At 66.3% G+C, this 25169-nt stretch carries 29 protein-coding genes; 9 read left to right on the top strand and 20 right to left on the bottom strand.

What is annotated here, in order from left to right:
• Window positions 1–33: 33 nt before the first annotated feature.
• Together ACGFK1_RS10260 and ACGFK1_RS10255 are read right to left on the bottom strand one after the other, a co-directional pair.
• A complete protein-coding gene (locus ACGFK1_RS10260) occupies window positions 34–870 on the bottom strand; it encodes a hypothetical protein (RefSeq protein WP_393428148.1) in 837 nt (278 codons plus the stop codon).
• 99 nt (window positions 871–969) lie between these two features.
• Window positions 970–1923 carry a hypothetical protein gene (locus ACGFK1_RS10255; protein WP_393428147.1) on the bottom strand — a complete coding sequence of 318 codons (954 nt, stop codon included), beginning with the start codon at window positions 1921–1923 and terminating at the stop codon, window positions 970–972.
• A gap of 25 nt (window positions 1924–1948) precedes the next feature.
• Here ACGFK1_RS10255 and ACGFK1_RS10250 point away from each other — a divergent pair, with 25 nt between their 5' ends.
• On the top strand, window positions 1949–2731 hold the full coding sequence (locus ACGFK1_RS10250; protein WP_393428146.1) for an adenylate/guanylate cyclase domain-containing protein: 783 nt from the start codon (window positions 1949–1951) through the stop codon (window positions 2729–2731).
• Here ACGFK1_RS10250 and ACGFK1_RS10245 read toward each other — a convergent pair.
• On the bottom strand, window positions 2728–2889 hold the full coding sequence (locus tag ACGFK1_RS10245; RefSeq protein WP_393428145.1) for a hypothetical protein: 162 nt from the start codon (window positions 2887–2889) through the stop codon (window positions 2728–2730). The two genes, ACGFK1_RS10250 and ACGFK1_RS10245, sit on opposite strands and share 4 nt — an antisense overlap.
• Window positions 2890–2930: 41 nt before the next feature.
• On the opposite strand from ACGFK1_RS10245, the gene ACGFK1_RS10240 reads away from it, so the two are divergent.
• Complete coding sequence (locus tag ACGFK1_RS10240; RefSeq protein ID WP_393428463.1) at window positions 2931–3608, top strand: guanylate cyclase; 678 nt, start codon at window positions 2931–2933, stop codon at window positions 3606–3608.
• Between the two features lie 7 nt (window positions 3609–3615).
• On the opposite strand, the gene ACGFK1_RS10235 is transcribed toward ACGFK1_RS10240, so the two are convergent.
• Complete coding sequence (locus tag ACGFK1_RS10235; RefSeq protein WP_393428462.1) at window positions 3616–4455, bottom strand: DUF2993 domain-containing protein; 840 nt, start codon at window positions 4453–4455, stop codon at window positions 3616–3618.
• On the opposite strand from ACGFK1_RS10235, the gene ACGFK1_RS10230 reads away from it, so the two are divergent.
• The 3 genes from ACGFK1_RS10230 (at window position 4437) to ACGFK1_RS10220 (ending at window position 5419) form a co-directional block, all read left to right on the top strand.
• Window positions 4437–4808 carry a hypothetical protein gene (locus ACGFK1_RS10230; protein WP_393428499.1) on the top strand — a complete coding sequence of 124 codons (372 nt, stop codon included), beginning with the start codon at window positions 4437–4439 and terminating at the stop codon, window positions 4806–4808. The genes ACGFK1_RS10235 and ACGFK1_RS10230 overlap by 19 nt on opposite strands.
• 91 nt (window positions 4809–4899) lie before the next feature.
• Complete coding sequence (locus ACGFK1_RS10225) at window positions 4900–5154, top strand: hypothetical protein (protein WP_393428144.1); 255 nt, start codon at window positions 4900–4902, stop codon at window positions 5152–5154.
• 25 nt (window positions 5155–5179) lie between these two features.
• The gene (locus tag ACGFK1_RS10220) at window positions 5180–5419 is read left to right on the top strand and encodes a hypothetical protein (protein WP_393428143.1); all 240 of its coding nucleotides are present in this window, start codon (window positions 5180–5182) and stop codon (window positions 5417–5419) included.
• A 56-nt stretch (window positions 5420–5475) separates the two neighbouring features.
• On the opposite strand, the gene ACGFK1_RS10215 is transcribed toward ACGFK1_RS10220, so the two are convergent.
• The 7 genes from ACGFK1_RS10215 to ychF form a co-directional block, all read right to left on the bottom strand.
• Window positions 5476–6687, bottom strand: a complete 1212-nt coding sequence (locus ACGFK1_RS10215) for a serine hydrolase domain-containing protein (protein ID WP_393428142.1) — start codon at window positions 6685–6687, stop codon at window positions 5476–5478.
• A gap of 99 nt (window positions 6688–6786) precedes the next feature.
• Complete coding sequence (locus ACGFK1_RS10210; protein ID WP_393428141.1) at window positions 6787–7353, bottom strand: VOC family protein; 567 nt, start codon at window positions 7351–7353, stop codon at window positions 6787–6789.
• A gap of 51 nt (window positions 7354–7404) precedes the next feature.
• Complete coding sequence (locus tag ACGFK1_RS10205; RefSeq protein WP_393428140.1) at window positions 7405–7740, bottom strand: hypothetical protein; 336 nt, start codon at window positions 7738–7740, stop codon at window positions 7405–7407.
• 21 nt (window positions 7741–7761) lie between these two features.
• Window positions 7762–8508: a class I SAM-dependent methyltransferase gene (locus ACGFK1_RS10200; protein ID WP_393428139.1), complete on the bottom strand. Its 747-nt coding sequence runs from the start codon at window positions 8506–8508 to the stop codon at window positions 7762–7764.
• Between the two features lie 47 nt (window positions 8509–8555).
• Complete coding sequence (locus tag ACGFK1_RS10195) at window positions 8556–8954, bottom strand: ester cyclase (RefSeq protein ID WP_393428138.1); 399 nt, start codon at window positions 8952–8954, stop codon at window positions 8556–8558.
• A gap of 11 nt (window positions 8955–8965) precedes the next feature.
• Complete coding sequence (locus tag ACGFK1_RS10190) at window positions 8966–9364, bottom strand: VOC family protein (RefSeq protein WP_393428137.1); 399 nt, start codon at window positions 9362–9364, stop codon at window positions 8966–8968.
• 76 nt (window positions 9365–9440) lie between these two features.
• Window positions 9441–10514 carry a redox-regulated ATPase YchF gene (ychF, locus tag ACGFK1_RS10185; RefSeq protein WP_393428136.1) on the bottom strand — a complete coding sequence of 358 codons (1074 nt, stop codon included), beginning with the start codon at window positions 10512–10514 and terminating at the stop codon, window positions 9441–9443.
• 84 nt (window positions 10515–10598) lie between these two features.
• On the opposite strand from ychF, the gene ACGFK1_RS10180 reads away from it, so the two are divergent.
• Complete coding sequence (locus ACGFK1_RS10180; RefSeq protein WP_393428135.1) at window positions 10599–11660, top strand: DUF6542 domain-containing protein; 1062 nt, start codon at window positions 10599–10601, stop codon at window positions 11658–11660.
• Here the strand turns inward: ACGFK1_RS10180 and ACGFK1_RS10175 are convergent.
• From ACGFK1_RS10175 to ACGFK1_RS10135, 9 genes are all read right to left on the bottom strand, one after another.
• Window positions 11657–12274: an FHA domain-containing protein gene (locus ACGFK1_RS10175; RefSeq protein ID WP_393428134.1), complete on the bottom strand. Its 618-nt coding sequence runs from the start codon at window positions 12272–12274 to the stop codon at window positions 11657–11659. The two genes, ACGFK1_RS10180 and ACGFK1_RS10175, sit on opposite strands and share 4 nt — an antisense overlap.
• Window positions 12274–13554, bottom strand: coding sequence for a VWA domain-containing protein (locus tag ACGFK1_RS10170; protein WP_393428133.1), 1281 nt, complete (start codon window positions 13552–13554; stop codon window positions 12274–12276). Before ACGFK1_RS10170 ends, ACGFK1_RS10175 begins: the two co-directional genes overlap by 1 nt.
• A complete protein-coding gene (locus ACGFK1_RS10165; protein ID WP_393428132.1) occupies window positions 13551–14558 on the bottom strand; it encodes a protein phosphatase 2C domain-containing protein in 1008 nt (335 codons plus the stop codon). The genes ACGFK1_RS10170 and ACGFK1_RS10165 overlap by 4 nt, the downstream gene beginning before the upstream one ends.
• Window positions 14555–16765, bottom strand: a complete 2211-nt coding sequence (locus tag ACGFK1_RS10160) for a tetratricopeptide repeat protein (RefSeq protein WP_393428131.1) — start codon at window positions 16763–16765, stop codon at window positions 14555–14557. The genes ACGFK1_RS10165 and ACGFK1_RS10160 overlap by 4 nt, the downstream gene beginning before the upstream one ends.
• Complete coding sequence (locus ACGFK1_RS10155) at window positions 16762–17907, bottom strand: hypothetical protein (RefSeq protein WP_393428130.1); 1146 nt, start codon at window positions 17905–17907, stop codon at window positions 16762–16764. The genes ACGFK1_RS10160 and ACGFK1_RS10155 overlap by 4 nt, the downstream gene beginning before the upstream one ends.
• A gap of 3 nt (window positions 17908–17910) precedes the next feature.
• The gene (locus ACGFK1_RS10150; protein ID WP_393428129.1) at window positions 17911–18873 is read right to left on the bottom strand and encodes a glutamate ABC transporter substrate-binding protein; all 963 of its coding nucleotides are present in this window, start codon (window positions 18871–18873) and stop codon (window positions 17911–17913) included.
• Window positions 18870–20120 carry a hypothetical protein gene (locus tag ACGFK1_RS10145; RefSeq protein WP_393428128.1) on the bottom strand — a complete coding sequence of 417 codons (1251 nt, stop codon included), beginning with the start codon at window positions 20118–20120 and terminating at the stop codon, window positions 18870–18872. Before ACGFK1_RS10145 ends, ACGFK1_RS10150 begins: the two co-directional genes overlap by 4 nt.
• A gap of 80 nt (window positions 20121–20200) precedes the next feature.
• Entirely contained in the window at window positions 20201–21982 is a 1782-nt protein-coding gene (locus ACGFK1_RS10140) for a penicillin-binding transpeptidase domain-containing protein (protein WP_393428127.1), read from the bottom strand.
• Window positions 21983–22078: 96 nt separating this feature from the next.
• Window positions 22079–23080, bottom strand: a complete 1002-nt coding sequence (locus ACGFK1_RS10135; protein ID WP_393428126.1) for a 4-hydroxy-3-methylbut-2-enyl diphosphate reductase — start codon at window positions 23078–23080, stop codon at window positions 22079–22081.
• 66 nt (window positions 23081–23146) lie between these two features.
• Here ACGFK1_RS10135 and ACGFK1_RS10130 point away from each other — a divergent pair, with 66 nt between their 5' ends.
• The 3 genes from ACGFK1_RS10130 to ACGFK1_RS10120 are packed head-to-tail and all read left to right on the top strand — an operon-like array spanning window position 23147 to window position 25151.
• On the top strand, window positions 23147–23710 hold the full coding sequence (locus ACGFK1_RS10130) for a lipid droplet-associated protein (RefSeq protein ID WP_393428125.1): 564 nt from the start codon (window positions 23147–23149) through the stop codon (window positions 23708–23710).
• Window positions 23707–24942 (top strand): exodeoxyribonuclease VII large subunit, encoded by a 1236-nt coding sequence (gene xseA / locus ACGFK1_RS10125; protein ID WP_393428124.1) that lies wholly within the window; start codon window positions 23707–23709, stop codon window positions 24940–24942. Before ACGFK1_RS10130 ends, xseA begins: the two co-directional genes overlap by 4 nt.
• Window positions 24939–25151, top strand: coding sequence for an exodeoxyribonuclease VII small subunit (locus ACGFK1_RS10120; protein ID WP_393428123.1), 213 nt, complete (start codon window positions 24939–24941; stop codon window positions 25149–25151). The genes xseA and ACGFK1_RS10120 overlap by 4 nt, the downstream gene beginning before the upstream one ends.
• The last annotated feature ends 18 nt before the right edge of the window (window positions 25152–25169 follow it).

Here is a 25169-nt window from a genome sequence, read left to right as displayed (position 1 = left end):
TCGCGAACTTTCCGCGGAAAACTCGCAATGACTTCACACTCGGCGATCCCACGCGGCTTGTAGCCGTCGGATGATGACAGCCTCCGTGTCTTCAGATGTGACACGGACGTCGATCCAGCCCATCTCGGTCACCTCCTCATGACGGCGAATGTCTTTGTTGAACCGTGCGCGGCTCCTGTGATGGTCGCCCTCGTAATCGGCGGCCACCTTGATGTCCTGCCAGCCCACGTCAAGAACGGCAATGAGGACGCCGTATTCGTTGTAGACCGGAATCTGCGTCTGTGGCCGGGGAAATCCGGCACGAATCAGCAGCAGCCGCAGCCACGTTTCCCGAGGCGATTCCGCACCGGCGTCGACGAGGCTCAAGGCAACGCGAGCATTCTTGATGCCGCGGCGGCCCACATACCGTTCGCCGAGAAGATCGACGTCTGCCAACTTGAGTCGCGTCACGCGAGCGAGAGCATCGATCTTTGCAACCGCGGAACCGACGGGGTATCGACATGCAAGGTCGAAAGCGGTGCGCTCCGGCGTCGTCACGAGCATTCCGTCGATGACCTCGACCTCGTCGTCATCGAAGCGATCCGCCCACGTATGAATCCCCCGTGGTGGGTGGCGATTGGCGTAGATGATCTGTGCGGGCGCGTTCGCGTCCACCCACTTCGCACCGTGCAAAGCCGCTGCCGACTGACCCGCAACCACCCCATTCCGCCGCGACCACAACCAGGCGGCCTTGGCACGAATGATCGAAGTGACCTCGGCGTCCTTTGGCAGGTACACATCGTGGTGCAGCGCCGAGAATCTGCTTCTGAGCACGTACGGCGTCAGAAGGCCGGATGCGACCGCTTCATTGCCGATGAATGGCTCCCCCATGCGGAGATTGTGGCAACGCGGACCGACACGCCCCGCGAGCGTGAAGCCATTGTGAGATTTCGGCCCAAGACTCGCAATGAGTTCACATTCGCGACAGACTCAGGCCAGCAGCGGCACCTCGTCGTGCCGTTTGTCGGTGAGGATCTCGAACATCGCCCTGCGGGTAGCCACCAGCTCCGCGCGTTCGAAAGCCTTGCCCGCCACCTGAACTCGACACGTTGCGATCGCCGAGTTGTAGCAGTACTTCTTGCCACCGTCGGTGTCGGTGTAGATCAGCCCGATGACATCGGACGGCTCTGCGACGATTTCGCCCTCGATCATCTGATCGCCGACGCGCCCCCCGAAGGCCCACGAGAACGGCCGGTATCTGCCGTGGGTCTGCAGGCTGCCGAAAATCGAGCGGACCGCGAACTCCTGCCCGGCGTGCCGGAATACGAACAGGGTCGCCGCCGGAGTCAACACCGGTCCGATCGCGGCTCGCGCCGTGACGATCTCCAGCGTCGAGCCCGGCGATTCGTCGAAACCACACACCTGCCCGAACGCGTAGGCAGGGGTGTGCCGCGTGCCCCAGTTGTGGTTCACGCTGCCGATCCAGTCGTCGAGCACCAGACGAGTGTCATCGAGTTCCACCAGCCCGTCGAAGTGCGCCAAGGGGTGGCGCACCGTTGTCTTCGCGGTCGGAATGCGTGCGTTGTACGCCCGTTCGGTGAGCATCCTGACCGCATCCTCCACACCGGGGGCGATACGCAGATCCCATCGCGCCGAGGTGTTCCCGTCCGTCACGGCGCCCTGCGCCGACGTGTCGTCAATGGACGTCGCGCCGATCCTGGCGATCCACTCGTCGTAGTCGTAGTCGGCCGCGTCAATTGGGTAGGGCTGCTTGAACGCCCGATTGCCCTGCCCGTCGGGATCGAACGCCATCACCCACACATCTGCCACCGGATCACCGGCCGTGGGCAGCAGCAGCGTCTCGCGCAGCCACACCGCCTGCGGTTGTCCGGGATGATTGGCGCGGATGTAGCGGCTCTCGTAGTAGGGCGCCTGCGGCTTCACGAGTAGAGCATCCAATACTTGACCCGTGATCGGAGCGCAGATTGCGGCTTACGTGCTCGCGGCGGTCGCCGCGGTCGAGGCGGTGGCACTTGTGGTGCTGGGGCTGAGCTACAGACGTCAGCAGCACGAACTCGACGAGTTGCGCAGGCGCCTGGACACCAAGAACATGCTGTTCACCGGTGGCCGCGAGGCTGTCAAGCAGGTCTGGCAGACCGCCAACATCCTTCGCAAAGACGGCTTCGGTGCAGCGGTCCGGTCGTCGATCGAGGATCTGGCCGACTGGGCGGAGGTCGAGCGGCCAGACCTCGCGCGGGTGGCGTCCAACGGGAAGGTGGCGATCGTCTTCTCCGACATCGAGGAGTCGACGGCACTCAACGAACGCATCGGCGACCGCGCCTGGGTACGGCTGCTCGGCAGTCACGACAAGCTGGTTCGCAAGCTCGTCAACAAGCATTCCGGCCATGTGGTGAAGAGCCAGGGCGACGGCTTCATGATCGCGTTCGCGCAGCCTCAGCAGGCGGTGCGGTGCAGCATCGATGTGCAGCGTTCACTTCACCGCCGGCCCAACGGAATTCGCGTGCGGATCGGCATCCACATGGGCAAGTCGGTACGCCGCGGCGACGATCTGTTCGGCCGCAATGTCGCGATGGCGGCACGGGTGGCCGCGCAGGCCGACGGCGGCGAGATCCTTGTCAGCGAGGTCGTCCGCGATGCCGTCAGCGATGAGGACATCGCCTTCGACGACGGGCGCGAAGTCCAGTTGAAAGGGTTCTCCGGCTCGTACCGGCTCTACGCCGTCGCGTCCTAGGTTGCCTTGTCGGCGTCTGCGACCCGCTGATGTAGCCGGGCGCGGATGTCCTCGGGGGTGTACGAGTTGCGCTTGCGTTGGTCACGCGCGACCAGCACGCCGCCCGCCACTACGCCGGCGACACCGGCCAGTCCGACCCACTTCCAGATGCTGCGCATCGCGACAGTTTGCCTAAGCTGCTCCCGTGAAGGAAAGCACCGTGTCGCTGAGCCGGGCGCTGGAAGAGACCCGAACGGGCGATATCTGGCTGTTCAGGGGCACCTCGGGGCCCGATCGGGCGATCCAGACGATGAGCAACGCCCCCGTCAACCACGTCGGGATGACCATCGCCATCGAGGATCTCCCGCCGCTGATCTGGCATGCCGAACTCGGTGACAAGCTGACCGACATGTGGACCGGTGGTAACCACCGCGGGGTTCAGCTTCACGACGCGCGCCAGGCTGTCGAGCGGTGGATGAACAACTATCACCAGCGCTGCTGGCTGCGAGAGCTCACGCCATTCGCCACCCGCGAGCAAGAGGACCTCGCGCTGAAGGTGGTTGCCAGGATGGACGGCACTCCTTTTCCCACCACCGCGCGACTGACCGGCCGCTGGTTTCGCGGCCGGCTCGCGGTCACCGACTTCACGCGCGGACTTCCGTTCGTGCACAGCAGAGTCCGGGAAGCCGCACAGCGCAAGAAGAAGCAGACGCTTCAAGTCGGGCTGGAAACGGCCTACTGCGCGGAGACCGTCGCCATCACCTACGAGGAGATGGGGCTGCTGTCAACGGAAAAGCATTACAACTGGTTCGATCCTGGTGTGTTCTGGAGCGGCGACGAGCTGCCGCTGGCACCCGGATACCAGCTCGGCGACGAAATCGCGGTCTTGGCAGACTGATTCGCGGTTACAGGCGCGCGAAGCAGGCGTTGGCGTCTTCTTTCGGGATGGTCGCGTTCTGACTGGAGAATGTCCCGACGACTCCGGTGTCCGTCACCTTGACGCTGTCAGCGTGGATGCCGAGCGGGTAGTTGTCGTTCAGCTTCTTGGTCAAACCGTTCAGCGCCGTCTGCACCGCGTCCTTCGGCAGGATACCGGTGACGTCGACGACGTCGAGGTTCAGATCGCCGTCCGTCACAACAGGTTTCGCTGTGACACTGCCGCCGCCGGCGTTCAGGATCACGGTTCCCGCGGACGCATCGGTGCTCACGCCGGTGACCAGATTCCCGACGCCGGGCAGGTTGGCCGCCACGGTGTCCTTGATGCCTGAGGACTTCCAGCTCAGTGTCGCGGTCAGCGATCCGATGGTGCCCTTGCCGTTCGCCGAGTCCTGCAGTCGCACATCCTCGAGCGTCACGTCGGCCGTCATGCCGTCTGCGCTCTGCACCCTGTTTCCATCGGTCTTGACCGAGATGTTGGTGTAGCGGCCGGTGATGTGCTGCCACAGGAACGGCGGGTTCACCCCGAACGAGATCGACGCGCCGTCCTGGACGACGCACTGAGCGACCTCGGTCAGGATTTTGTCGGCGCGATACCGCGCGTACAGTTCACCGCCCGCCAGTCCACCCACGAGTAACGCGATCACGATGACGACGATCAGAACGATCGACATCCGGGACAGTCCGCGACGACGCGGTTTCTGCTCCGGCGACGCGTGCGGCGGTGTCTGCGGCCGAGGTGGGGGTGGCGGCGTGCGCCAGATCTGTTCAGTGGGCGAGGCATCGGCGGGTGACGGCGGTCGCGGTATCCGCTGCGTCGGGCCTGCGTCCGGGCGGCGATACGGCCCGCGCAGGCGTTCGGTTGGAGGCTCCGGCCGTCTCGGCGGCCCGGGTGGCCGCGGCGGTGGTGCGCCCCTGCTGCGCCAATCAGGGTGCCCGGGGCGTTGCGGCGGAGTCACTTGCGCGATTCTGCCTCATCGCGGGCCGGCTCGCGTCCGACCATGCTGGTGTCGGGCTGCGCGATCCGTCGACGGTTGCTGTGCGCGGCCCGCACGGCGGCGGATCGGCGCCACCGCCCAGCCGCGGATGCCGCTGCGGGGTCCTGCCCTACCTGCGGCTTACCTGTTGGCTACCGCAGCAGATTCCAGCTAGCAGCAGGTGAACGACGGGTGACAGCAGTGACGACTTCGGCTTGCTGACGCGGCAATCTCTTATCCAGCCCAACCGGGTGCTCAACAAGCCAGGAGGACACCATGAAGGACACGCTCAAGTACCTCGCCCCGTGGATGGTTGTCGCCGCGATCGGTGGGGCGGTCGGTCTCGCCCCCGTCGCCAGCGCTGCCACCGTGCCGGCACCGCATTCCAGCCAATCCGCTGTCGGCACTGCGGGCACCGATCCCATCGTGCCCTTCGGCACGGACCCCCGCAGCCCGTATGTGTTGGGCTACCACACGTCGGACCACGACGAGTCCAACACCACGAACGGTCAAATCGACGTCCCGTTCTGAACCTCCGCCCAACACTGAGACACCGATGAAAACCATCAACTACGCCGCACCCTTGTTGGCTGCCGCGGTCGTGGGTGCCGGCATTGCGTTCGCCCCCACCGCCGGTGCCGCCTCCGATCCGGTGCACATACCTACGACGACGCAGTCGGCGCGGCCCGCGGTGACCGATACCGATCCGGCCACGCCCTACGGAACCGACCGTGAGAGCCCGGCCATCTTCGGCTATCACCCGTGGCTCGGCGATGACACGGACGTGCCCTTCTGAGTCCTCGCTGAACACCGCCAGACCCTATCTGCACACCGCAGGTGGGGTCTTGGGCGTCACTTGGCAGGCGCGAGCGACAACCCCTGGTAGATCTCGTCGAGCATCGTCGGCAACAATGCCTGCGCCGTCGTCTTACCGTCTGGCGAGAGGGTCAAATTCGTCCAAATCACCAGCGTCACATCGTTATCCGGGTCATACCCCATGAACGAATTGAAGCCGGGGAGTTCGCCCCCGTGGTAGAACATCGCGGCGTGCGGACCGAAGCGCTGGTAGGAGATTCCGTAGCCGTATTTCTGGGCATCGGGGCTGTCGGGGTCTTCGGCTTGCAGGCTGGCCAGCCACTGTTGGTGGAAGTCAGCGTTGAACACCGCGCCGGAGACGAGTTCCTTCATCCAGGTGGCCAGATCGTCGGCTGTTGAGATCGCGCCACCGGCCGCGGTGGCATACGAAGGGTTCTGGTTCGTGTAGTCGACAGGCTGCAGCGTTCCGGCTTCGGCGCCGGCCTGGATCTCGGATGGATACGCAATGTCAGCGAGCGCGTAGATGCTTCCGCCGTACATGTAGCCGTGTGAGTAGGGCGAAGGCATGGATGTGTCGTCGGCGGCCGGAAGCGACGTGTGTTTGAGGCCGACCGGGCCGAACAACCGCTCCTGCAACTGCTGTGCCAGCGAACGCCCGCCGACCTTCTCGGCGACGAGACCGAGCAGCGCGTAGTTGGTGTTGCTGTAGTCATACGCGGCGTCGGGCGCGAAAAGCGGCGGGTGCCGGAACCCGATGGCAAGCACCTCCTGGGGCGTCCACGCCTTGCCTGGCGTCGCATCCATGGCGGCGGCGAGCGCTGGGTCGAACGTGTAGCCGGCCAGGCCGCTGCGCATCTTCAAAAGCTGCGCGATTGTGATGTTTTCACCGTTCGGTACGTCGGGAACGTAGGTCGATATCGGATCGCTGAGCTTCAACTTGCCGTCCTGGGCGAGCAGCACGATCAGCGCTGCGGTCATGGTCTTGGTGTTCGACGCGATCCGGAAATGGGTGTCGGCCGCAGGCGCTATCTGAGCGCCGAGTTGGGTGGTGCCGACGCCGACGGCGACATCACCTCTCGGCGATCGGACGAGGACAACCGCTCCCGGAACCTTCAGCTGCTGGGCGGCGTGCTCCACCACGTCCCGAAACGCCTGGGGGTCAATGGTCTCCAGCGCTGAATTGTCGGGTTGGGTCGCCGAGCAGGACACAACCAACATGGCCACCAGTAGCGTCCGGCAGATTCTCATCGTGACACCACCCCCAGCGCGGTCGGCCCGCGTAGCCGAACTCTAACGGCGCTCACCTGGCCGAATCGGCGTTTGAGCCGATTGATGCGCAGACCCGTCTTACGGGGTGGCCGCCTCTTGGCCAGGCAGCGTTCGCCTGGCCTGCCACATCACGCCAGGCACGGTGCGCGCAAGGTCAGTCCGGCTCCTGGCGAATCCGTTGATTGCGCGGTAGAACGACCAAATCTGGCGCGGGCTGGGAACTTTCGGCACCCACGCCAGCTCCCAGTGAATCCCGTTGATGGGATCGTCGAAGAACACCGCGTAATAACCCGGCCAGTACTGCGGGTAGTCCTTCGGCGCATCGGTGACGTCGACATCCCGGGTTAGCAGGAACTGATGATGGAACCGGTCGACTTCTGTTCTGCTGCGCGCCCATAGTGTGATGTGATTGATGCCCACCGCTTGGTCGCGGTGTCGCAGCTTGTCACCGGTGCGGGCCGGCTGGATGCCGATGTAGCTGTGCGGGTTGACGTAGCGCGTGAAGTAGTAGATCGACTGATACTCCATGTTCAGCGACGAGAAGCTGTCGTATCCCAGCCAACCGAACATCGCGTCGTAGAACGCGACGGAGTCGGCGTAGTCGGATACCGCGAACTCCACGTGGCTGACGCCGCGCCACCGCATCATGCCTCCCCGCTCGATTACTACGGAAGGTAGTACATAAGGCGGAGGAATTCACTCGTTTTGGAGTCGTTCGGCTTCGGCCATTTCCCTGGCCACGTCGGCCTGCTCTCGCTCCGCACTGGCGGCCCGGCGCGCCGCCCGTTCGTCGGCTCGCCGCTGCCGCTCACGTTCCCGCTCGGCAGAGGTGCCCTCGCGTTCATCCGCGAGTCGCTCTCGTTCGTCCGCCGCCTCCTCGCGCAGATCAGCGATCCGGTCCCGCTCATCGGCAAGCCGATCACGCTCTTCGGCGTGGAATTCGCGTTTGGACAACTCAGCTTCACGCCGCTCGAGGGCTGCCTCACTCGACGCGAGTTCACTGGCAATGTCGGCGGAGTCTCCAGTGACCACAACCAACGATAACGCTCGCAGTCACGCCGTGCCGCGCGCAGCCCACGCGGTAGCGGTGATGGTGAACGGGCCATCTCCCAGTCGTTGGCGAGCCACCGATTCGAGACGTGCGCGGCCGTCGTCGTCGAGACGTTTGACATGCTCCCCCGCGGGACCGATGCCGAAGGTGTAGGGCTGCCACCACTCCTCAAAACTCGGATGCTGCACGTCAACCGAGATGGGGCGTTCCTCGACATCACGCAGGCCGGCGACTTCGAATATCTCGGTCAGGTGTCCCCTGTGCGCCCCGGACAGCAGCGCTTCGTCCTCAGCATCAGGGTCGATCACATGCACCGCGTCCCAGAATGGCGCCAGCGCCCCGGTCGGCCCGTCCCACACGCAGGCGGCAACGACACCCCCCGGTCGGGTAACGCGCGCCATTTGTCCGATGGCACCGACCGCGTCCGTCATGAAATGCACCACCAACTGTGCCAGAGCAGCGTCGAAAACGTCTGCGTCGTAAGGCAATTCCTCCGCCGTGCCCAGGCGGGCGTCGACGTCGGGAAACCGTGCATGGAGCCCTTCGATGAACGGCGGTGAGGGATCGATGGCGGTGACCTCGGCCCCGAGGGACAGCAGCTGGGCCGTCAACGCGCCGGGCCCGCAGCCGACGTCGAGAACGGTGTCGCCGGCCTGCACGCCGCACACTGCGGCGAAGACCTTCGCCAGAGGTTCGGCGTATCGCCCCATGAACCGCGTGTAGGCGTCCGGCGCTACCTCGAAACTCATCAGGAAATGCTATGCCGCGCGGCAGCGATGAGCGTCTCGTTCGGGCGCTATTGGGTTTGAGATATCTGCGCGGCGATCGAGTCTCGGTCGATCAGCGACCAGACCTCGCCGATTCGCTGGTCGCGGAACCGGTAGAACACGTGCTCCGCGAACGATATTCGGGTTCCTGTGGGTTCGAAGCCGAGGAACTCTCGCTGCGGCGTGCACTCGAAGTGCAACCGGCATGACACGAAGTCGGAGTCGGCGATCAGGATTTCGGGGATGTACTGAAGGTCTGGTACCGCGTGGGTATCAGCCACCAGCATCGCTCGGTAGCCGCTGAGACCGAGGCGTTTTCCGTTGTGAACGACCTCGTCGGCCACGAATCGTCCGAGGTCATCCCAGCGTCGCGCGTTCAAGCACGCCAAGTAGTCGCGATAGACCGTGTGCAGTTGGTTGTCGTCCATGGGCCCTCCGATCACACGCCGACCTTGGCGCGGGCGTCATCGGTGACCGGAGTGAACAGGTTGACCAGGTTTCCGTCGGGGTCGCGGAACAACAAGGCCCGGTTGCCCCACGGCATGGTGGTCGGCTCGGTCACGACCTCGTCCAGTTGTCCGCGTAGACGCTCGTGGTCGGCGTCCACATCGTCGACGATGAACTCGACAATGGCACTCCGGTTTGCCGCTGGCTCAGCGGAACCGGGCCCGAACAGCGGGACCGTCTTGTCGCTGCCGATCGCCAGTGTGCCCGCCGCTGTGGGAATTTCGGCGAACAGTTCGTTCGCCCACACCGCCTCGGTTTCGGTGACCACCTCGTAGAACGAGACGAGGCGCTTCACGTCGGCCGTGATGATGCGGATCGAGACAAGGTTCATCCCGCGCACGCTAGCCGAGACCACCGACAAGCCGTTGACTCTGCGCTGAGAGCACATCGCCAGAGTCAACTCGCGCTCACACGTTGAAGCGGAACTCGACCACGTCGCCGTCGGCCATCACGTAGTCCTTGCCTTCCATCCGCACCTTGCCCGCGGCCTTTGCGGCCGCCATCGACCCAGCCTCCATCAGGTCGTCGTACGACACGATCTCGGCTTTGATGAAACCCTTCTCGAAGTCCGTGTGGATGACGCCGGCGGCCCTCGGCGCGGTGTCGCCCTGATGAATGGTCCAGGCGCGCGACTCTTTCGGCCCCGCAGTCAGGAACGTCTGCAGTTTCAACGTGTGAAAGCCCGCGCGCGCCAGGGCATCCAGGCCGCGCTCGCTCTGGCCGATCGACTCCAGCAGTTCCGCGGCCGACTCGTCGTCGAGTTCTTGCAGCTCCGCTTCGATCTTCGCGTCGAGGAACACCGCGTCCGCCGGCGCGACCAGTTCGCGCAGCGACGCCAGTCGTTTCTCATCGGTCAGCACCGCCTCGTCGGCGTTGAAGACATAGAGGAACGGCTTGGTCGTCAGCAGGTTCAGCTCCCGCAGCAGCGACGCGTCCACGCCCGAGGCGAACAGCGTCGTGCCGCCGTTGAGCACCTCCTGCGCCGCCATGGCGGCGTCGTGTACCGGGCGCCGGTCCTTGTGCGTGCGGGCCTCCTTCTCCAGCCGCGGCACCGCGCGCTCGAGCGTCTGCAGGTCCGCGAGGATCAGCTCGGTCTCGATCACCTCGATGTCGGACTTCGGATCGATCCTGCCGTCGACGTGTGCCACGTCGTCGTCGGTGAACACCCGCACGACCTGGCAGATCGCGTCACTCTCGCGGATGTTGGCCAGGAACTTGTTGCCAAGCCCGGCGCCCTCCGACGCGCCCTTGACGATCCCGGCGATGTCGACGAACGTCACCGGCGCAGGCACGATTTTGGCCGAATCGAACATCTCGGCGAGTTTGGCCAACCGCGGATCGGGCAGCGGCACCACGCCTTCGTTCGGTTCGATCGTCGCGAACGGGTAATTGGCTGCTAGCACGTTGTTGCGCGTCAGCGCATTGAACAAGGTCGACTTGCCGACGTTCGGCAAGCCGACGATTCCCAGGTTCAGGCCCACAGGCACCAGAGTCTAGGAGACTGTGACGGGCACGCCAGAAGCGCGCTGACAGCTACTTTCGGCTACAGCCGGTACGGTCTACCTGTGTCAGCTCAGCGCGCACGGTCGGCGGTGCCGGCCGATCACCGCTCTGCGCACCCCAATATCCCGGGCATTCCGTGGTGGGGTGCGGTGCTGCTGGCCATCACGATGACCGCCGTCGGCTTCGCGTATGACGCGGGCTCCGGCAATAAAGAACTCGACATCGTATTCGCCTCGTTTTACGTGCTGGGCTGCGTCTTCGCCGTGCTGGGGGTGCGCCAGTCCGGGGTGTTCACCGCCGTCATCCAGCCGCCGCTCATCCTGTTCGGCGCGGTGCCCACCGCATATTTCCTGTTCCACAGCGGCCAGGTCGGCGGTCTCAAAGACCTCGCGATCAACTGCGGCTATCCGCTGATCGAGCGGTTCCCGCTGATGTTCTTCACGTCGGCCGCGGTGCTGCTCATCGGGCTGGGTCGCTGGTATTACGCGATGTCGTCGCGGCGAGGTGCCAGCCAATCCGCCGCCAGAGACACCACCACGGCGAAACCCAGTCGTGTGTCGTCCGTCACATCGAAGATGTCGTCGCTGCTGACCGGTGACGTCGACGAGGACGACGACGCACAGGAGCCGCGCCGCAAGCACACCATCGAGCGGCCGACCCGAACGTCCAAGTCGGCCAAGTCCGGTACAAGCGCCACCCGCACTGCGCGTACCACCAAGCGCACCGCGCCGTCCCGTTCCCGTCACACCCGCCCGCCCGAGACCGAGCTCATCGAACCGGTCGCCGAGCGTCCGCGCCGGCCCCGCCCCACACGGCAGACCGATCAGCCACCCGCCGACCCGCCACGCCGACGGCCGCGTTCGTCGTCGACCCGCGAACCCCGTAAGGCGGCGCCACCGGAGCGGCGCGCTCCCTATGAGCGCCCTGAGCGGCGACGTCGCTACGACGACTTTCCGCCCCGTGAGCCGCACGCCAGCAACGGCAACGGCAACGGCACCCACCACCCCGTCTCCCGGGTCCGCTACCGCGGCGCCGACGAGAGCGACACCCGCGCCGAGAACCGGTCGCGGCCGCGCGCATCACGTAACGGCTGGGAAGCCGAAAGCTGGGAGTACGACATCTAGCCTTGCACGATCGTGATCGTGGTCCACGCGCCGATATGGATGCGATCGCCGTCGGCGAGGGGCGTTTCTTCGCCTTCTTCCAGTCGCACGTCGCTGCCGTTGAGGCAGGTGCCATTGGTCGAGCCGAGGTCGGTGATGGTGAGTCGCGAATCGCGCAGTCGCAGCACCGCGTGCTGTGACGAGACGCCGCGGTCGGCAGGGTGGATGCCGAGGTCGATCTGAGGATCCACGCCCTGTTTACGGTTGCTCCTGCCGATCAGCGTCGTGTCGGTCTGCAGAGCGATCCGGCGCTCAGGGAAGAACCGCGGGAACTCGACGGTTTCCGGGCCGCCCTGGGCCAGCACCCGCTCATAGAGGTCATGGTCAGCGTTGACGACGGCCGTCCAGCCGGTCGGTGCGGTGGCCGTCGGCGCCGCCGACGGTTCCGGCAACGCCGAGTCGTGCCCACACGCCTCACAGAACCGGCCGGTCACCGGCATTCCACATGCCGGACAGGCCTTCGCCTCCACCGGCGGGGCCGGATCGGGTTGTGCCGCAGCGGTGCCGATCGGTGCTCCGCAGACGTCGCAGTAGTCGGCGGCCTTCGACGTGTGCCCCTCCACGCAGGTCGGCATCAGGTCTCCTTCCGCACTCGGGCGGTCCTGGTGGACCTGGCGTCGAGCGCCATCTCATCCGCCGCGTCGACGTCACGCCGCAGTTGGACGGTACCGGTGCGTTCGTCGACCTCGACCACTCCCTTGAGAAGCTTTGCCGTTCCGTCGTTGCCCGATTCGACGGCGAGTTCCATGGCGCGTTGCAGCTTCGCGGTGGCGGTCCGCACGTCGCCGGCCTTGCGTGCGCTCAACCCCTCCTGGACGGCCTGTGCCAATTCCGCCTGCCCCGTGTAGTGCGCGACTCGTCGGCTGATCCGCGCCGACAATCCGGTGTCGGCGGTCCATATCGCCTTCACCAGGCCCTCATTCAGAACCTGTTCGCCCGCAACGACGCTGACGCGGGCAGCCAGCTTTTCACGGCCGACTGCCGCGGGTTCGACCTCGACCTGGATGTGGTAGTCGCGGTCCTCGGACCCCCATGACCCCAACGGGTACTCCCCGCATTGGTTGCCCGCCTCAACGCGGCGGTGGGTAAGGTCCTCGACGGTCGGCGCCACCTGTTTGACGAACTCAACGCTCGCCCCCGCCGGTGTCCACAGCCGCAGGGTCAGGTCCGGAATCGACTTGCCCATCGACGTTTTCATCATCGACGCGAAGTCGTCGGCGAGGTCCTCCGGGTCGGCGACGATGTCGACGGTGCCCAGCAGCGCGGTCGAAATCGCACGCAGTTCGTCAACCTCCCATGCGGTGCCGACACCACGGCAGTCGCACGTGAACTCCCCTTCGCTGAGCCCGATCTCCTGGCCGAGCTCCTCTGGTGTCTCGTGTTCGTCCTTGCCGTCGGTGAGCAGGATCGCGTGCACAATCGCGCCTTCGCGCTGGCCGACGATGCCGCGCACATGCGCGAGCCAGGTTCCCATCGCGGTGCCGCCGTGCGGCCGAAGACCGTCGACGGCGCGCATTGCCGCGGCCTTGGTTTCTGTACTCGCACGCGCGAGCCCTTCCTTGGGGTAGACGCTGACCGCCTTCTCGGTGCCGTCGACGATCGTGAAATAGGTGCCGTCGACGAGTTCCATGATGGCCGCCGCGGTGGCGCGCTTGGCCGCCTCGAACTTCTCGATCGGTGCCTGCATCGACGTCGAGCAGTCGATGATGATGGCCTCGACCCGATCGGGCGAAGCGGCCGTGGCGGCCACGTCGGCGGTGATGCTGACGATCGCGTCGACCGTTCCGTTGCCGTCGGCGAGGTACGGGTTGTGGTCGACGTCGACGGAAATGCCTTGTCGTTCAGCCGAACTCATCGCAGCCCTCCGATCGGTATCACCACGACGGTGATGTTGTCCTGGCCGCCGCCGTCCAACGCGAATTGGGTCAGCGCCCTTGCCGCGACGCTGGCGTCGGCGCCACTGCAGAACCGGGCGATGTCGGCGGCGTCGGGCAGGTAGTTCCACAGGCCGTCGCTGCACACCACCACGGTGCCTGGGCCGGCCGCCGTGATCGTCTGCACACTGGACTCCGACCAGGGCTGGGGTTCGCTGTCCGCGCCCAGCCAGCGGGTCAACGTATGCGCACCGCGTTGCACCGCAAAGGAATCCGGTGCGGCGCCCGCGGTGATCAGTTCCTGCGCCAGCGAGTCGTCGACCGTCAGTTGCCGCGGGGCGCCTGGCGGTTCGGGCAGCCAGTATGCCCTGCTGTCGCCGACATTGCCGACCGTTATCTGCGCCGCCCCCGCCGCCGTGGGAACGACGATGGTCGCGGTGTATGTGCACGAGGGTGCCGATGCGGAATCGTCGCCTGCCGCGGCCGCGGCCGCCGTCGCGGCTTGCAGTCCCGAGAGCATCGCCGTCCGCGACGTCATGCCCGCGGACAGCGCAGCCAGCATGGCATCCACGCCGGCTTTCGACGCGGCCACCGCGGCGATCTGCGCTTGTTGCGACGAGGAGACCCCGTCGCACACCGCCACGGCGATCGCGTCGGGCCGTTCAGCGTCGCCGCCGACCAGGATTCCCGCCGCGGCGGCATCCTCGTTCTTGGTGTGTTCGATGCCGCGGTCGGTGATCAGCACCACGGGACCTAGGCTCGCCTCGTCGCGGTCGGGTTGCTCGCGGCGGTGCCCGCACACCGTGCAGTACTCGTCGAAGCGGGCGTCGTTGCCGCAGTCCTTGCATGGCGCGAATCCGCCGCCTTCCTGCCGTGGGATCGCCACCCGACGCGGTTCAGCAAGCGAGGCGCCACAGCTCTCGCAGAACCTATCGGCGCGTTGCACGGCGGTGTCGCAGTGCGGACAGACGGCTGCCTGAGTCATACGCGGGTCCTCGGTCGGATCTCGTTGGCCTTCTCCACCAGCGCAATACGCTCCCACATGTCGGTCGCCTCGTGTGCCAGCTCGCGATAACTGCGTTCCATGCCGACGCGAATGCCGGGTTCGTCGAATTCCGCGCCCAGCAGCCGCCTGCCGCTTGGCTGATGACCCGCATGCAACCAGTCCAGCGCGGCGCCCAACACCCCTAGCCGGATCGACGCGCGTTTGGTGGCCGACTCCAGGTTCAGTTCGGCCGCCCGCTGGCCCGCGTCAACCAGCGTCTGCTCGTCGAGCTTCTCCGATTCGCCGCCGTCGAGCAGGACCTCGACGGCCCTGGCCGCGGCGGGGGTGAAATGAGCTGAGTCCGTGGGTACCTCGTCGAGCGCCGCGATGGCGCCGACTCGGTCCCCGGCGTGTACACGCTGCCGCGCCAACCCGAATGCGGCGCTGACATAGCTGCGGTCGGTGCGCCACACTGTCTCGTAGTAACGCGCGGCCACATCCCGGGCGCCACGCAATTCGGCGGTGGCGGCGATGGCCATCTTGGGTGCCAGCTCACCGGGCAGAGCCGCCAGCACCGCCTCGAAATCCGCCGCGGCGTTGTCGAACGCGCCCTCCAACAGTGCACACTGCCCGCTGTACCAGCGCAGCCGCCAATCGCCGGGGAGCTTCGCATCCAACTCGGCGAGCCGCTTTCTCGCCTCCTCGGGAGCGCCGATCTCCAGCGACGCCCGCACCAGCCGCAGCGGCACCTCGACAGAAGACCTATTTGCTTGGTGCGCACCGGTTCTGGCGATCTGGAGGGCGTGCTCCAGCTGCGCCGGCGGCGTCCCACTCGTCGTCGCCAGCACTGCGGCACCCGGATCGTTGGGATCCACGACGGGCACGGGTAAGGCGGCGATGACCGCGTCGGCGTCGACCGGCTTGTCCGACCCCGCACCGTAGATCCCGCGTTGCGGGCTGAAGTGACTCGACATCCGCGGCTGCGGAGTGCCTGTTTCGACAGCGACTATCTCATGAAGCACCCCGGTCAGCTGATCGCCGAGTATCTCCATGGATTCGAAGCGGCAGTCGGGATCGTGGTGGGTGGCGCGAAGGATTGCGCGGTAAAGCGATTCGTGTGTGGCCAGCACGGGTGCGGTGTCGGGTCCCGGCAACTGCGCGACGAAGCGTCCCCTCTCCTGCGGCACGTCCATCACCAGCACAGCGAGTGTGCGGCCGACCGTGTACACGTCGCTGGCCACGGTCGGACCGGTTTCGGCGATCTCGGGCGCCTGGTAGCCCAGCGTGCCGTAGATCGCACTCTCGTCGTCGTCCATGGCGATCACTGCGCCGAGGTCGATGAGCTTGAGCTGGTCATCAGTCTGCATCACGTTGTCCGGCTTGAAGTCGCAGTACGCCAGCCCCTGCGAGTGCAGGTAGCCCAGCGCCGGAATGATCTCGATCATGTAGGCGACGGCCTGGCTCGGCGGAAGTGGGGCGTTGCGTGCCTTGCGGATCTGCTTGAGCGAGGTGCCGCCGACGAACTCCATCACGATGTAGCCGACCGGAATGCCTGCTGAATCCGGGTGCTGGACGAAGTTGTAGATGCGGACGATGTTCGGGTGTTCCACCCCGGCAAGGGCCAGGACCTCGGCCTTGGCCACCGCCATCGCCTCGGCATCGCCGGAATTCAGCAGACCCTTGAGCACCACCCAGCGGTTCTCAACGTTGCGGTCTGTCGCCAGGTAGATCCAGCCGAGTCCGCCGTGCGCGATGCAGCCCCGAACTTCGTACTGACCACCGACAACGTCGCCTCGAGCAAGTTTGGGAACGAAGGAGTATCGGGTGCCACAGTCGGGGCAGAAGCCCTCGGTGCGGCCCGGTATACCGTCCCGTTCACGTCCGACCGGTTTGTTGCAGTCGTGGTTGCCGCAGTACCGGCTGGCCTCGGGCACCTGTGGATCGGCCAGGATCGCGGCGGCCGGGTCACCCTTCGGGATGCGCGGCATCTCGACGATTCCCGCGCCGAGGCGGCCGCGCGCGCTGCCCACCGACGACGACCCGCTCCTCGCGGTTCGCACCGAGGCCGTCCGCACCGACGGGACTGAGCGCCCGGGTGCCGTCGCTACCGAAACCGCCTGCGCGGTAGCGGGTTGCGGCGCGGTGCCGCAGACGTCACAGTAGCCGTCGACGACGGTGCCGCCGCAGTCCGGCTCGGCGCACTTCATGATGTCTTCTCCCGCTTCTCCGCGATCATCTGCTGATAGTCAGAAATCGCTCGCGTCACCGCACGAAGGTCACACGGCCGCCGCGACAGCAGACCTTCAGCTATCCGCGTACACGCCAACAGGTCTCGGTCCTCGCCAAGACCGAGCCTGGCCGCCTTCGCCTGATACGCGGTCAGCCGACCCTTGAGCTCGCTGCGTCGATCGAGCAGACCCTGCGCGAGCTCCTCCTCGTCGCGTGCGGCTTGCAGTGCCGCCTCGATTTGGTGCCGCAACGAGCGCAGCGCCCTCGGATCCGGTGACGTGATGGCCGCGAGTGCGGCGCGTAAGGCCGGTTGTTCGTCGCGACGTTCGGGAAACGCGCCCGCCAACACTTTCCGCACGGCCTGATCGCGCACCTCTTCGGCCCGCGTGCTTGCCTCGCACAATTCGTCCAGCTGTTGAACCACATTCGCGCGCGCCCTAGCCCAATCCGACCGTATTGCAGCCAGTTCGGCGAGTTCGACCGACATGCGCTCGACGTTGTCGGTGATGCGTTCGATGCGCTGCTCGATCTCGCGGGCAGTCAACGACAGCGGGTCGGTCGCGGAAATCTCCAACAACTCGCTGATTTCCACGGGGCCTGCGACACCTGCCGCATCGAGTCGTTTCCGCGTCGGGGCAAGCTTCTCGGCTACCAGCGTGTTGACCCGATTCACTGCGTCGAGGAAGTCGACGACACTGGGATACGCCGCGTGCATTCGCTCGGCCGTGTCGGCGAGCCCGACATACTCGACTGCTACCCCGCTACCACTGATGTTGCGCTGCGCCAATGGAATCGGCTGTCGAGAGACCTCCAACGTCGGCTCGCGCAGCAGCCTGGTCAGCTCGCTGCGGTCACCGTCGTCGGGCTTCGAGCGGCGGGTCCTGATCCCGCGCGCCGACTCCAGAATCGACGTCATTCGTCCCAGGTCGTCCCACAATTGGCTCAGCGACTTCTCGACCACCAGCCATCGCTGTGCCGTCAGGCCGGTCGGTGGATAGACCCGCACGTGTTCGAGTCCCGGGTGGCTTTCGAGTTCGACCAACGTCGCCGACATCGCAGCGACTTCCTTGGTCCGCGATTCGAGCTCCCGGTCGATTTCATCGGTGGTCAACGCGCCCATGGGTCAGTCCCGGTACCGCGGTTGAGGCGGCCCCGGCGAGGGTCCGAGCTCGTTCAGCCGAGCTTGGTAGAGCCGCTCCCAGGTGCCGTCATTGCGAATCTTGTCGAGCACCCCGTTGACGAATCGGACGAGGTCGGTGTTGTGCAAGTTGACTCCGATGCCGTACGGCTCGACGGCCACGCTGTCCCCGACCACTTCCAGGTTCGGATCCTGATGCGCCAGCCCCTTGAGCACCACATCGTCGGTGCTGATCGCGTCGACCTGGCCTTGCTGCAGCATCAGCAGACAGTCGGTCCACGTGACCGTGCTGACCACGTGGGGTGGCGGGGTGAGCTCGAACAGCCTCGCCAGCGAGGTGGTGCCCGCCACCGCGCACACCCGCTTGCCCGAAAGCGCTTGGAACGAGTCGATTCCCGAGCCCTTCACGGCCAGCACCTTCTGGTTGGCGTTGAAGTACACGGTGGAGAATTCAACGTGCTCCTTGCGTGCGCAGGTGATCGAGTAGGTTCGCACCACCAGGTCCACCTTGCCGGACTGCAACATCGATTCCCGTTGGCTCGCATCGACGACTCGCAGTTGGATGCGGTCCGGATCGCCGAAAATGGCCCGCGCGATCTCACGCGCGATGTCGATGTCGAAGCCTTCGAGTTCTCCCGTATTCGGGTTGCGGAAACCGAACAGATACGTGTTCTGGTCGACACCGACGATGAGCCGACCGCGGTCAGCGATCATTGCCATCGTCGACCCCGCAGGCATGTTGCCGGGCGGAGGCAAAGGGCCGGGCCGCAGGCTGGCTTGCGGGTCGCAGTCCGTGTTTCCCGCGGCGGGCGCGGCGGTGACCTCGGTGGCGCCCGCCGGGCGGGGATTGATCGGGTCGACGGACACCGATACCGGTGCCGCCGATGAGCCGCAGCCGACGACCGCAAGTGCGAGGGCGACGAGCACGACCACGACTTGTGCCCTCATAGGAACTCCTTGAGGCGCGGCCACAGCCCGACGGCCGCCGCAGCGGCGGCGATCACCATCAGCACGAGGGTTCCAGTCGGGCTCATCGCCAGCCAGCCGCCCGCCTCGGACACTTTGTCGCGCAGGGTGTTCCGCGTCTTCTCGATACCGTCGCGCAGGCGCGACTCGACAGCGAAGAACTCCGTTGCGGACGTACCGAGCGCCTGGACCACCGCAGTGTCGTAGTCCCCGCCCTCGTAGGCCTCGGACTGCTTGGCGTGACTAGCCGTCCATCCCTGCACCGCGTCCATCGTGGCCGTAGGCGCCACGTCCAGCAGTGTGGTCATTTCGCCGATGTGGCTGCGGAAGGACTCTTCTCGCGCGGTGATGTCGCCGCGGGCGATCAACTCGAGCGTCTCTTCCGTGCGCGCTTGCTGGGCAAGGATGCGCGCCTTCGCGAGCTGTTCGAACCTCTCGGTGCCGTCCTTCCTGCTGCGCTCGATCTCGCCTGCGGCCATCTGAGTGGCCACCACGACCCATCCGGTGACCACGATGATGAGGGTGGCCGCAACGACGAGCCCGATATTGAATTGCCGGTGCGTGCGGCGGTACATGACGATCGAGCTGACGACGACCGCCACCAAGGCGAGCACAAGCAGCGCAAGGCTCACGACGGGCAGCGAGCCGATCGCGTGCTGGTCCTCCTCGAGAGTGGCGAGATTGGCGGTGTAGATCTTCTCGGCGCCCGGTAACAGCGACGTCTGCATCAGCGACGACGCCTCGCGCAGATACGCCGAGCCGATCACATAGCCCTGCCGATTGTTCGCCCGCGCCGACTCGACGAGGGCCGTGTACTTGGCCAGCTGCGCTGATATCTCTGCTATTCGGGTGCGAGCCTCACTGTCTGCCGCTCCCGCGGTCGCATCGGCCAGTGCCGAGGACGCGCGCGCCAAGGCTTCCTGATAGCGCGCCCGCATCTCGGCTGTTTCGATGCCCCCGGAAAGAAACGCCGACGCTGCGGCGGCATCGGCGGCAGACAGGGCGGCGTAGAGGTTCTGCGCCGCATAGGCGAACGGCTCGGAACTGCTGAGCACGGCGTTGCGCTTGTCGAGCCGTCCGTCGAGTTGCCCACCGCACACCAGGCCCGCGATCACACAGATCGCCCCGACAGCGAGCGCGATCACTGAAATGATGCCAGGCGTCGTGCGGGCCAGCCGTCGCACAAGGGCGGCGGAGGACCGGGTGTCCACTGCGCCCGGGGCCCCCAATTTCGGCCTCCCCCCTGAACCTCAAGGCGATATTAACCGCAAAGGCACAGCGGGTAACGATGATTGATCTTCAATTGCGATCAGGGATGCAGCGTGCGCAGGAATCGGCCCGCGGCGTCGACGGCGGGTGTGGAACTGCCCGCGTCGCTGATGAATACCGCCAGCGCAAGGTCTCCGTCGATGCCGACGAACCATCCGTGCGCATGCGTGTTGTCGATGTACTCGGCGGTGCCGGTCTTGCCGAGCATGTCGGGGATGTCCTGCAGCTGGGTGGCCGTGCCGCTCGTAATGGTTTCGCGCATCATCGATTTCACTTGATCGGCAACGCTTGGCGGCAGCGGGTCGGGCGCGCGGTCCGGCTTACCGGGCTGGCCGGCGACGATCGCGGGCGCAGGCACTGACCCGTGCGCGAGCGCGGCGGCCAGCAGTGCCATGCCGAACGGCGACGCCGTCACCTGGCCCTGTCCGATGCCCTCCTCGACGCGCAGGGCGGAGGTGTCGGCAACGGGCACTTTTCCGGTGACCGTCGTCATGCCCGGTGCGGTGTAATCGATGCCGAGGCCGAGTTGGGCGGCCGCCTTGGTCAGAGCGTCGGGTGGCAGATTCACCGCCAGCCGTCCCATCGTCGTGTTGCAGGACCGCGCGAACGCCGTGTGCAGTGGCACCTGACCGAGATCGAAATTGTCGTCGTTGGGGATCTGGCGGCCCTCGATGTTCTCGGTGCCGGGACAGCCGACGATGCTGTCGGGGGTCATCTGGCCTGCCTGAAGCGCGGCCGACACGGTCACCGTCTTGAACGTCGAACCGGGCGGGTAGAGGCCGGTCAGCGCGATCGGGCCCTCGGCGTCCGCGGGGGGGTTCTGGCCGATCGCCAGCACGTCACCCGTCGACGGTTGCAGTACCACCATCGCGGCCGGCGTTGGGATCGCGGCAAGTGCCTCCTCGGCCGCGCGCGACATCGCGACGTCCAGCGTGCTGTGAATGTCGGCCACCGGCTTGGGCTGCTGTCCGCCGACTTGCTGACTGCCGGTGGCGGTCTGCGCGCTCACCGCCCATCCGGCCGCATCGTCGGTGGCGTGTTGCCACAGGTCGGACAGGCCGGACAGCGTCGGCGACGTCAATGCCCTGTCGCTGGTGAGCAGCCGCGTCTGCGGGGCCAGAGTCACATTCGGTAACGCCGACAACGCATCCTGGATGGGGGCAAGATCGTCCGCGCGCAGCGTGACAGCGGTGACCGGCTGGCCGTTGGCTCCGTTCAGCTGCGACTGCAGCGAGTCGCCCGTGATGCTTCCGTCGATCGGATTCAGCAGCGCGGCAACCGCATTCACGTCCGCGCCGGGTGACACGTTCACCAGCGTGACGACCTGCTGGGCGAGCAGTTCTGCTCCGGTGCGGTCCAACACCCTTGCGGCCGGGTCGGGGGTCAGCGTGCTGTACGACAGCGGCCCGGTGCCAAGTCCGGGCGCGACGGTGGCCGGGTTCCACTGGATCTTCCACTGATCGCCGGTCTGGGTCGCGCTGCCGGTGGTGTTGTACGTCCACCGGTTGCGCCCGTCCTTGCCGAATTTCCATGTGGCAGCGAGGCTGAACGTCGCGTCATTGTCCTTGCGATCGACGGTCGACACGTCGAATTGCGCGTTGCGACCGAGGCTGTCGAACAACTTGCCGAGTGTGTCGGAGGCCTGCCGTTGATCGCTCGTCACCGCGGCGGCGGCCGAAGCGTCGCCCTTGCTGAGCGCGTCGGCGAACGTGTGCACGGCGGCGTTGAGCCGGTCTGTCGCGTCGTCGCCACACCCGGCAAGCAGCAGTGCGAAGGTCGCCACACCCGCGAGAAGGGAAAAGAGCTTCTGGGGTAAGCACACTCAGTCGACCCTACCCAGCCCGGGTTGCGTAACGTCAGGGCGGAAAACCAACTCGATTTCCGCCGAAGCGTTACGTAAGTCGATTGCGCAGTTCGGCTACGCGCGCGCCGGGCGGATCTCCCGCGGCAGCGCGAACACCAACGTCTCGTTCGCGGTCGTCACCGGCTGGACGATGTCGTAGCCGTACTCGGCGAGCCGCTCGAGCACGCCACGCACGAGCACCTCGGGCACCGATGCGCCCGAGGTGACGCCGACCGTCGTCACTCCCTCGAGCCAGGCCGGGTCGATGTCGTCGGCGTAGTCGACCAGGTGGGCGGCGTCCGAGCCCGCGCCAAGCGCCACCTCGACCAAGCGCACCGAGTTCGACGAATTGCGCGAGCCGACGACGATCACCAACTGGCACTCCGGGGCCATCGCCTTGACCGCGACCTGACGGTTCTGCGTCGCGTAGCAGATGTCGTCGCTCGGCGGGTCCTGCAGCGTCGGGAACTTCTCGCGCAGCCGCCTCACGGTTTCCATGGTCTCGTCCACCGACAGCGTGGTCTGCGACAGCCAGATCACCTTGCTCTCGTCGCGCACGGTGACGTCGTCGACGGCATCAGGGCCGTCCACGAGTTGCACGTGCTCGGGCGCCTCACCCGCGGTGCCGATGACCTCCTCGTGGCCCTCGTGGCCGATCAGCAGGATGTCGTAGTCGTCGCGGGCGAACCGCTTGGCCTCGTTGTGCACCTTGGTGACCAGCGGACAGGTCGCGTCGATCACCTTGAGCTCACGCGCCGCGGCCGACTCGTGCACCGTCGGCGCCACGCCGTGCGCGGAGAAGACCACGATCGCGCCCTCGGGCACCTCGTCGGTCTCGTCGACGAACACCGCACCCGCCTTGGCCAGCGTGTCCACCACGTGACGGTTGTGCACGATCTCGTGTCGCACGTACACCGGCGCGCCGTGCTTCTCCAACGCGCGCTCGACGGTCTCGACCGCCCGGTCCACGCCTGCGCAGTACCCACGCGGCTCGGCCAGCAGCACCCGTTTACCGGTGACACCGCCGGCTGCCGAGCTGGAGGCACCCGGAATCCCCATGTTTATCGTCGGCGGCATGGTTTCCAGGGTACTGATTGCGCACCTCGCGGGGCCAGCCAGAGGATCGCCCGTAGTCTGGACGCCATGGCAACTGCACCGTATGGGGTCCGTCTGCTGGTCGGTGCGGCGGTGACCGCCCTCGAGGAAACCCGCAAGCTCCCGCAGACCATCCTGATGTACCCGATGACCATCGCGAGCCAGGTTGCCCACTTCGTGATGAAGATGCAGCAGGACGTCGCCGATCTGGTGAACAAGGGCGACGAGGCGCTCGAATCGTTGTTTCCGCCCAAGGACGAGCAGCCCGAGTGGGCGACGTTCGACGAGGACCTCGACGACGAGGCCCCTGCCAAGCCAGGCGCCGACGGGGAGCGGCTGACCGAAGGCCGCTTCGCGCTGTTCACCAGCGGCGAGCCGGGGTCCGGCGAGTCCAGGCGCGCGCCGGAGACGAACTCCGCAGATGATGACCCGCCCGAGATCGTCACCGAGTTGGAATACGAGTCGCTCACGCTGGCCCAGCTGCGGGCCCGGCTGGCTTCCCTGCGTGTCGCCGATCTCGAGGCGTTGCTCGACTATGAAAGCGCCACGAAGTCGCGGGCTCCGTTCCAGACCCTTCTGGCCAACAGGATCACCCGCGCGACCGCCAAGTGAGCGAACCCGAGCCCGGCAAGTCCCCCGACAACCCCTGGCCGGTGCGGGCGGTCGCCACCCGCATCGCGAAGTACATCGACCGGCTCGGCGTGGTCTGGATCGAGGGCCAGTTGACCGAGCTGAAACTCCGCCAGACGACGGCGTGGATGGTGCTGCGCGACCCCGCCGCGGACATGTCACTGACGGTCAGTTGCGCGCGCGACCTCGTCACCAATGCGCCCGTGCCGCTGTCGGAAGGCACCCAGGTGATCATGTGCGGCAAGCCGCAGTTCTACACCCGCAACGGCTCATTCAGTCTGCGTATCAGCGAGATCCGGGCGGTTGGCCTTGGTGAACTGCTGGCGCGGATCGAACGGCTGCGACGACTGCTCGACGCGGAGGGCCTCTTCGATCCACGGCTGAAGCGGCCGCTTCCCTTCCTTCCCGGCACCGTCGGGCTGATCACCGGACGAGCCAGTCATGCCGAGCGCGATGTGATCACGTGCGCGACCGACCGGTGGCCGGGTGTGCGATTCGCCGTCCGCAACACCGTGGTCCAGGGACCCAACACCGTGCCACAGGTGGTCGAGGCGCTGCGCGACCTGGACGGCGATCCCGACGTCGACGTCATCGTCATCGCCCGTGGCGGCGGCAGTGTCGAAGACCTGCTGCCGTTCTCCGACGAAACGCTGTGCCGGGAGATCGCCACGTGCACCACACCGGTGGTGAGCGCGATCGGGCACGAACCGGACAATCCGCTATGCGACCTCGTCGCCGACGTGCGTGCCGCAACGCCGACCGATGCGGCGAAGCGGATCGTGCCCGACGCCACGGCCGAGCAGGCATTGATCACCGACCTGCGCCGGCGCAGCGCGCGGGCCCTGCGTAACTGGGTGCACCGCGAAGAACACACGGTGTCACAACTGCGCAGCAGGCCGGTGCTGGCGCAGCCGCTGGCGGCGTTGACGGCGCGGTCCGACGAGATCCAGCGCGCCAGGGCCTGTGTCCGTCGCGACATCACCCGACTGTTAGCCGCCGAATCGGACCGGATCGGCCACTTGTCGGCCCGGCTGACGACACTGGGCCCTGCGGCGACCCTGGACCGTGGCTACGCCGTCGTCCAGACCGCAGCAGGCACGGTCTTGCGCACCACCGCCGACGCGCCCGCCGGCACGCGACTGCGGGTCAGGGTCGCCGACGGGGCCGTGACCGCCGTCAGTGAAGGCAGAGAAGGCAGCGAGGGCGCTAAATGAAGCCTATTAGTCAATTGGGGTACGAAGAAGCCCGTGATGAGCTGATGGCTGTCGTGCAGCAGCTGGAGCAGGGCGGCCTCGACCTGGAGACGTCGCTGAGACTGTGGGAACGCGGTGAAGAACTGGCAAAACGCTGCGAAGAGCACTTAGCTGGCGCCCGCAAGCGGGTGGAGGACGCGTTGGCCGCCAAGGACAGTGACGACGCTTGAATCCGAAACCGAATTTCG

It is taken from the genome of Mycobacterium sp. NPDC048908, from assembly GCF_043197955.1.
In the GTDB taxonomy this organism is placed as follows: Bacteria; Actinomycetota; Actinomycetes; order Mycobacteriales; family Mycobacteriaceae; genus Mycobacterium.
This window is presented reverse-complemented; position numbering and strand designations above follow the sequence as displayed.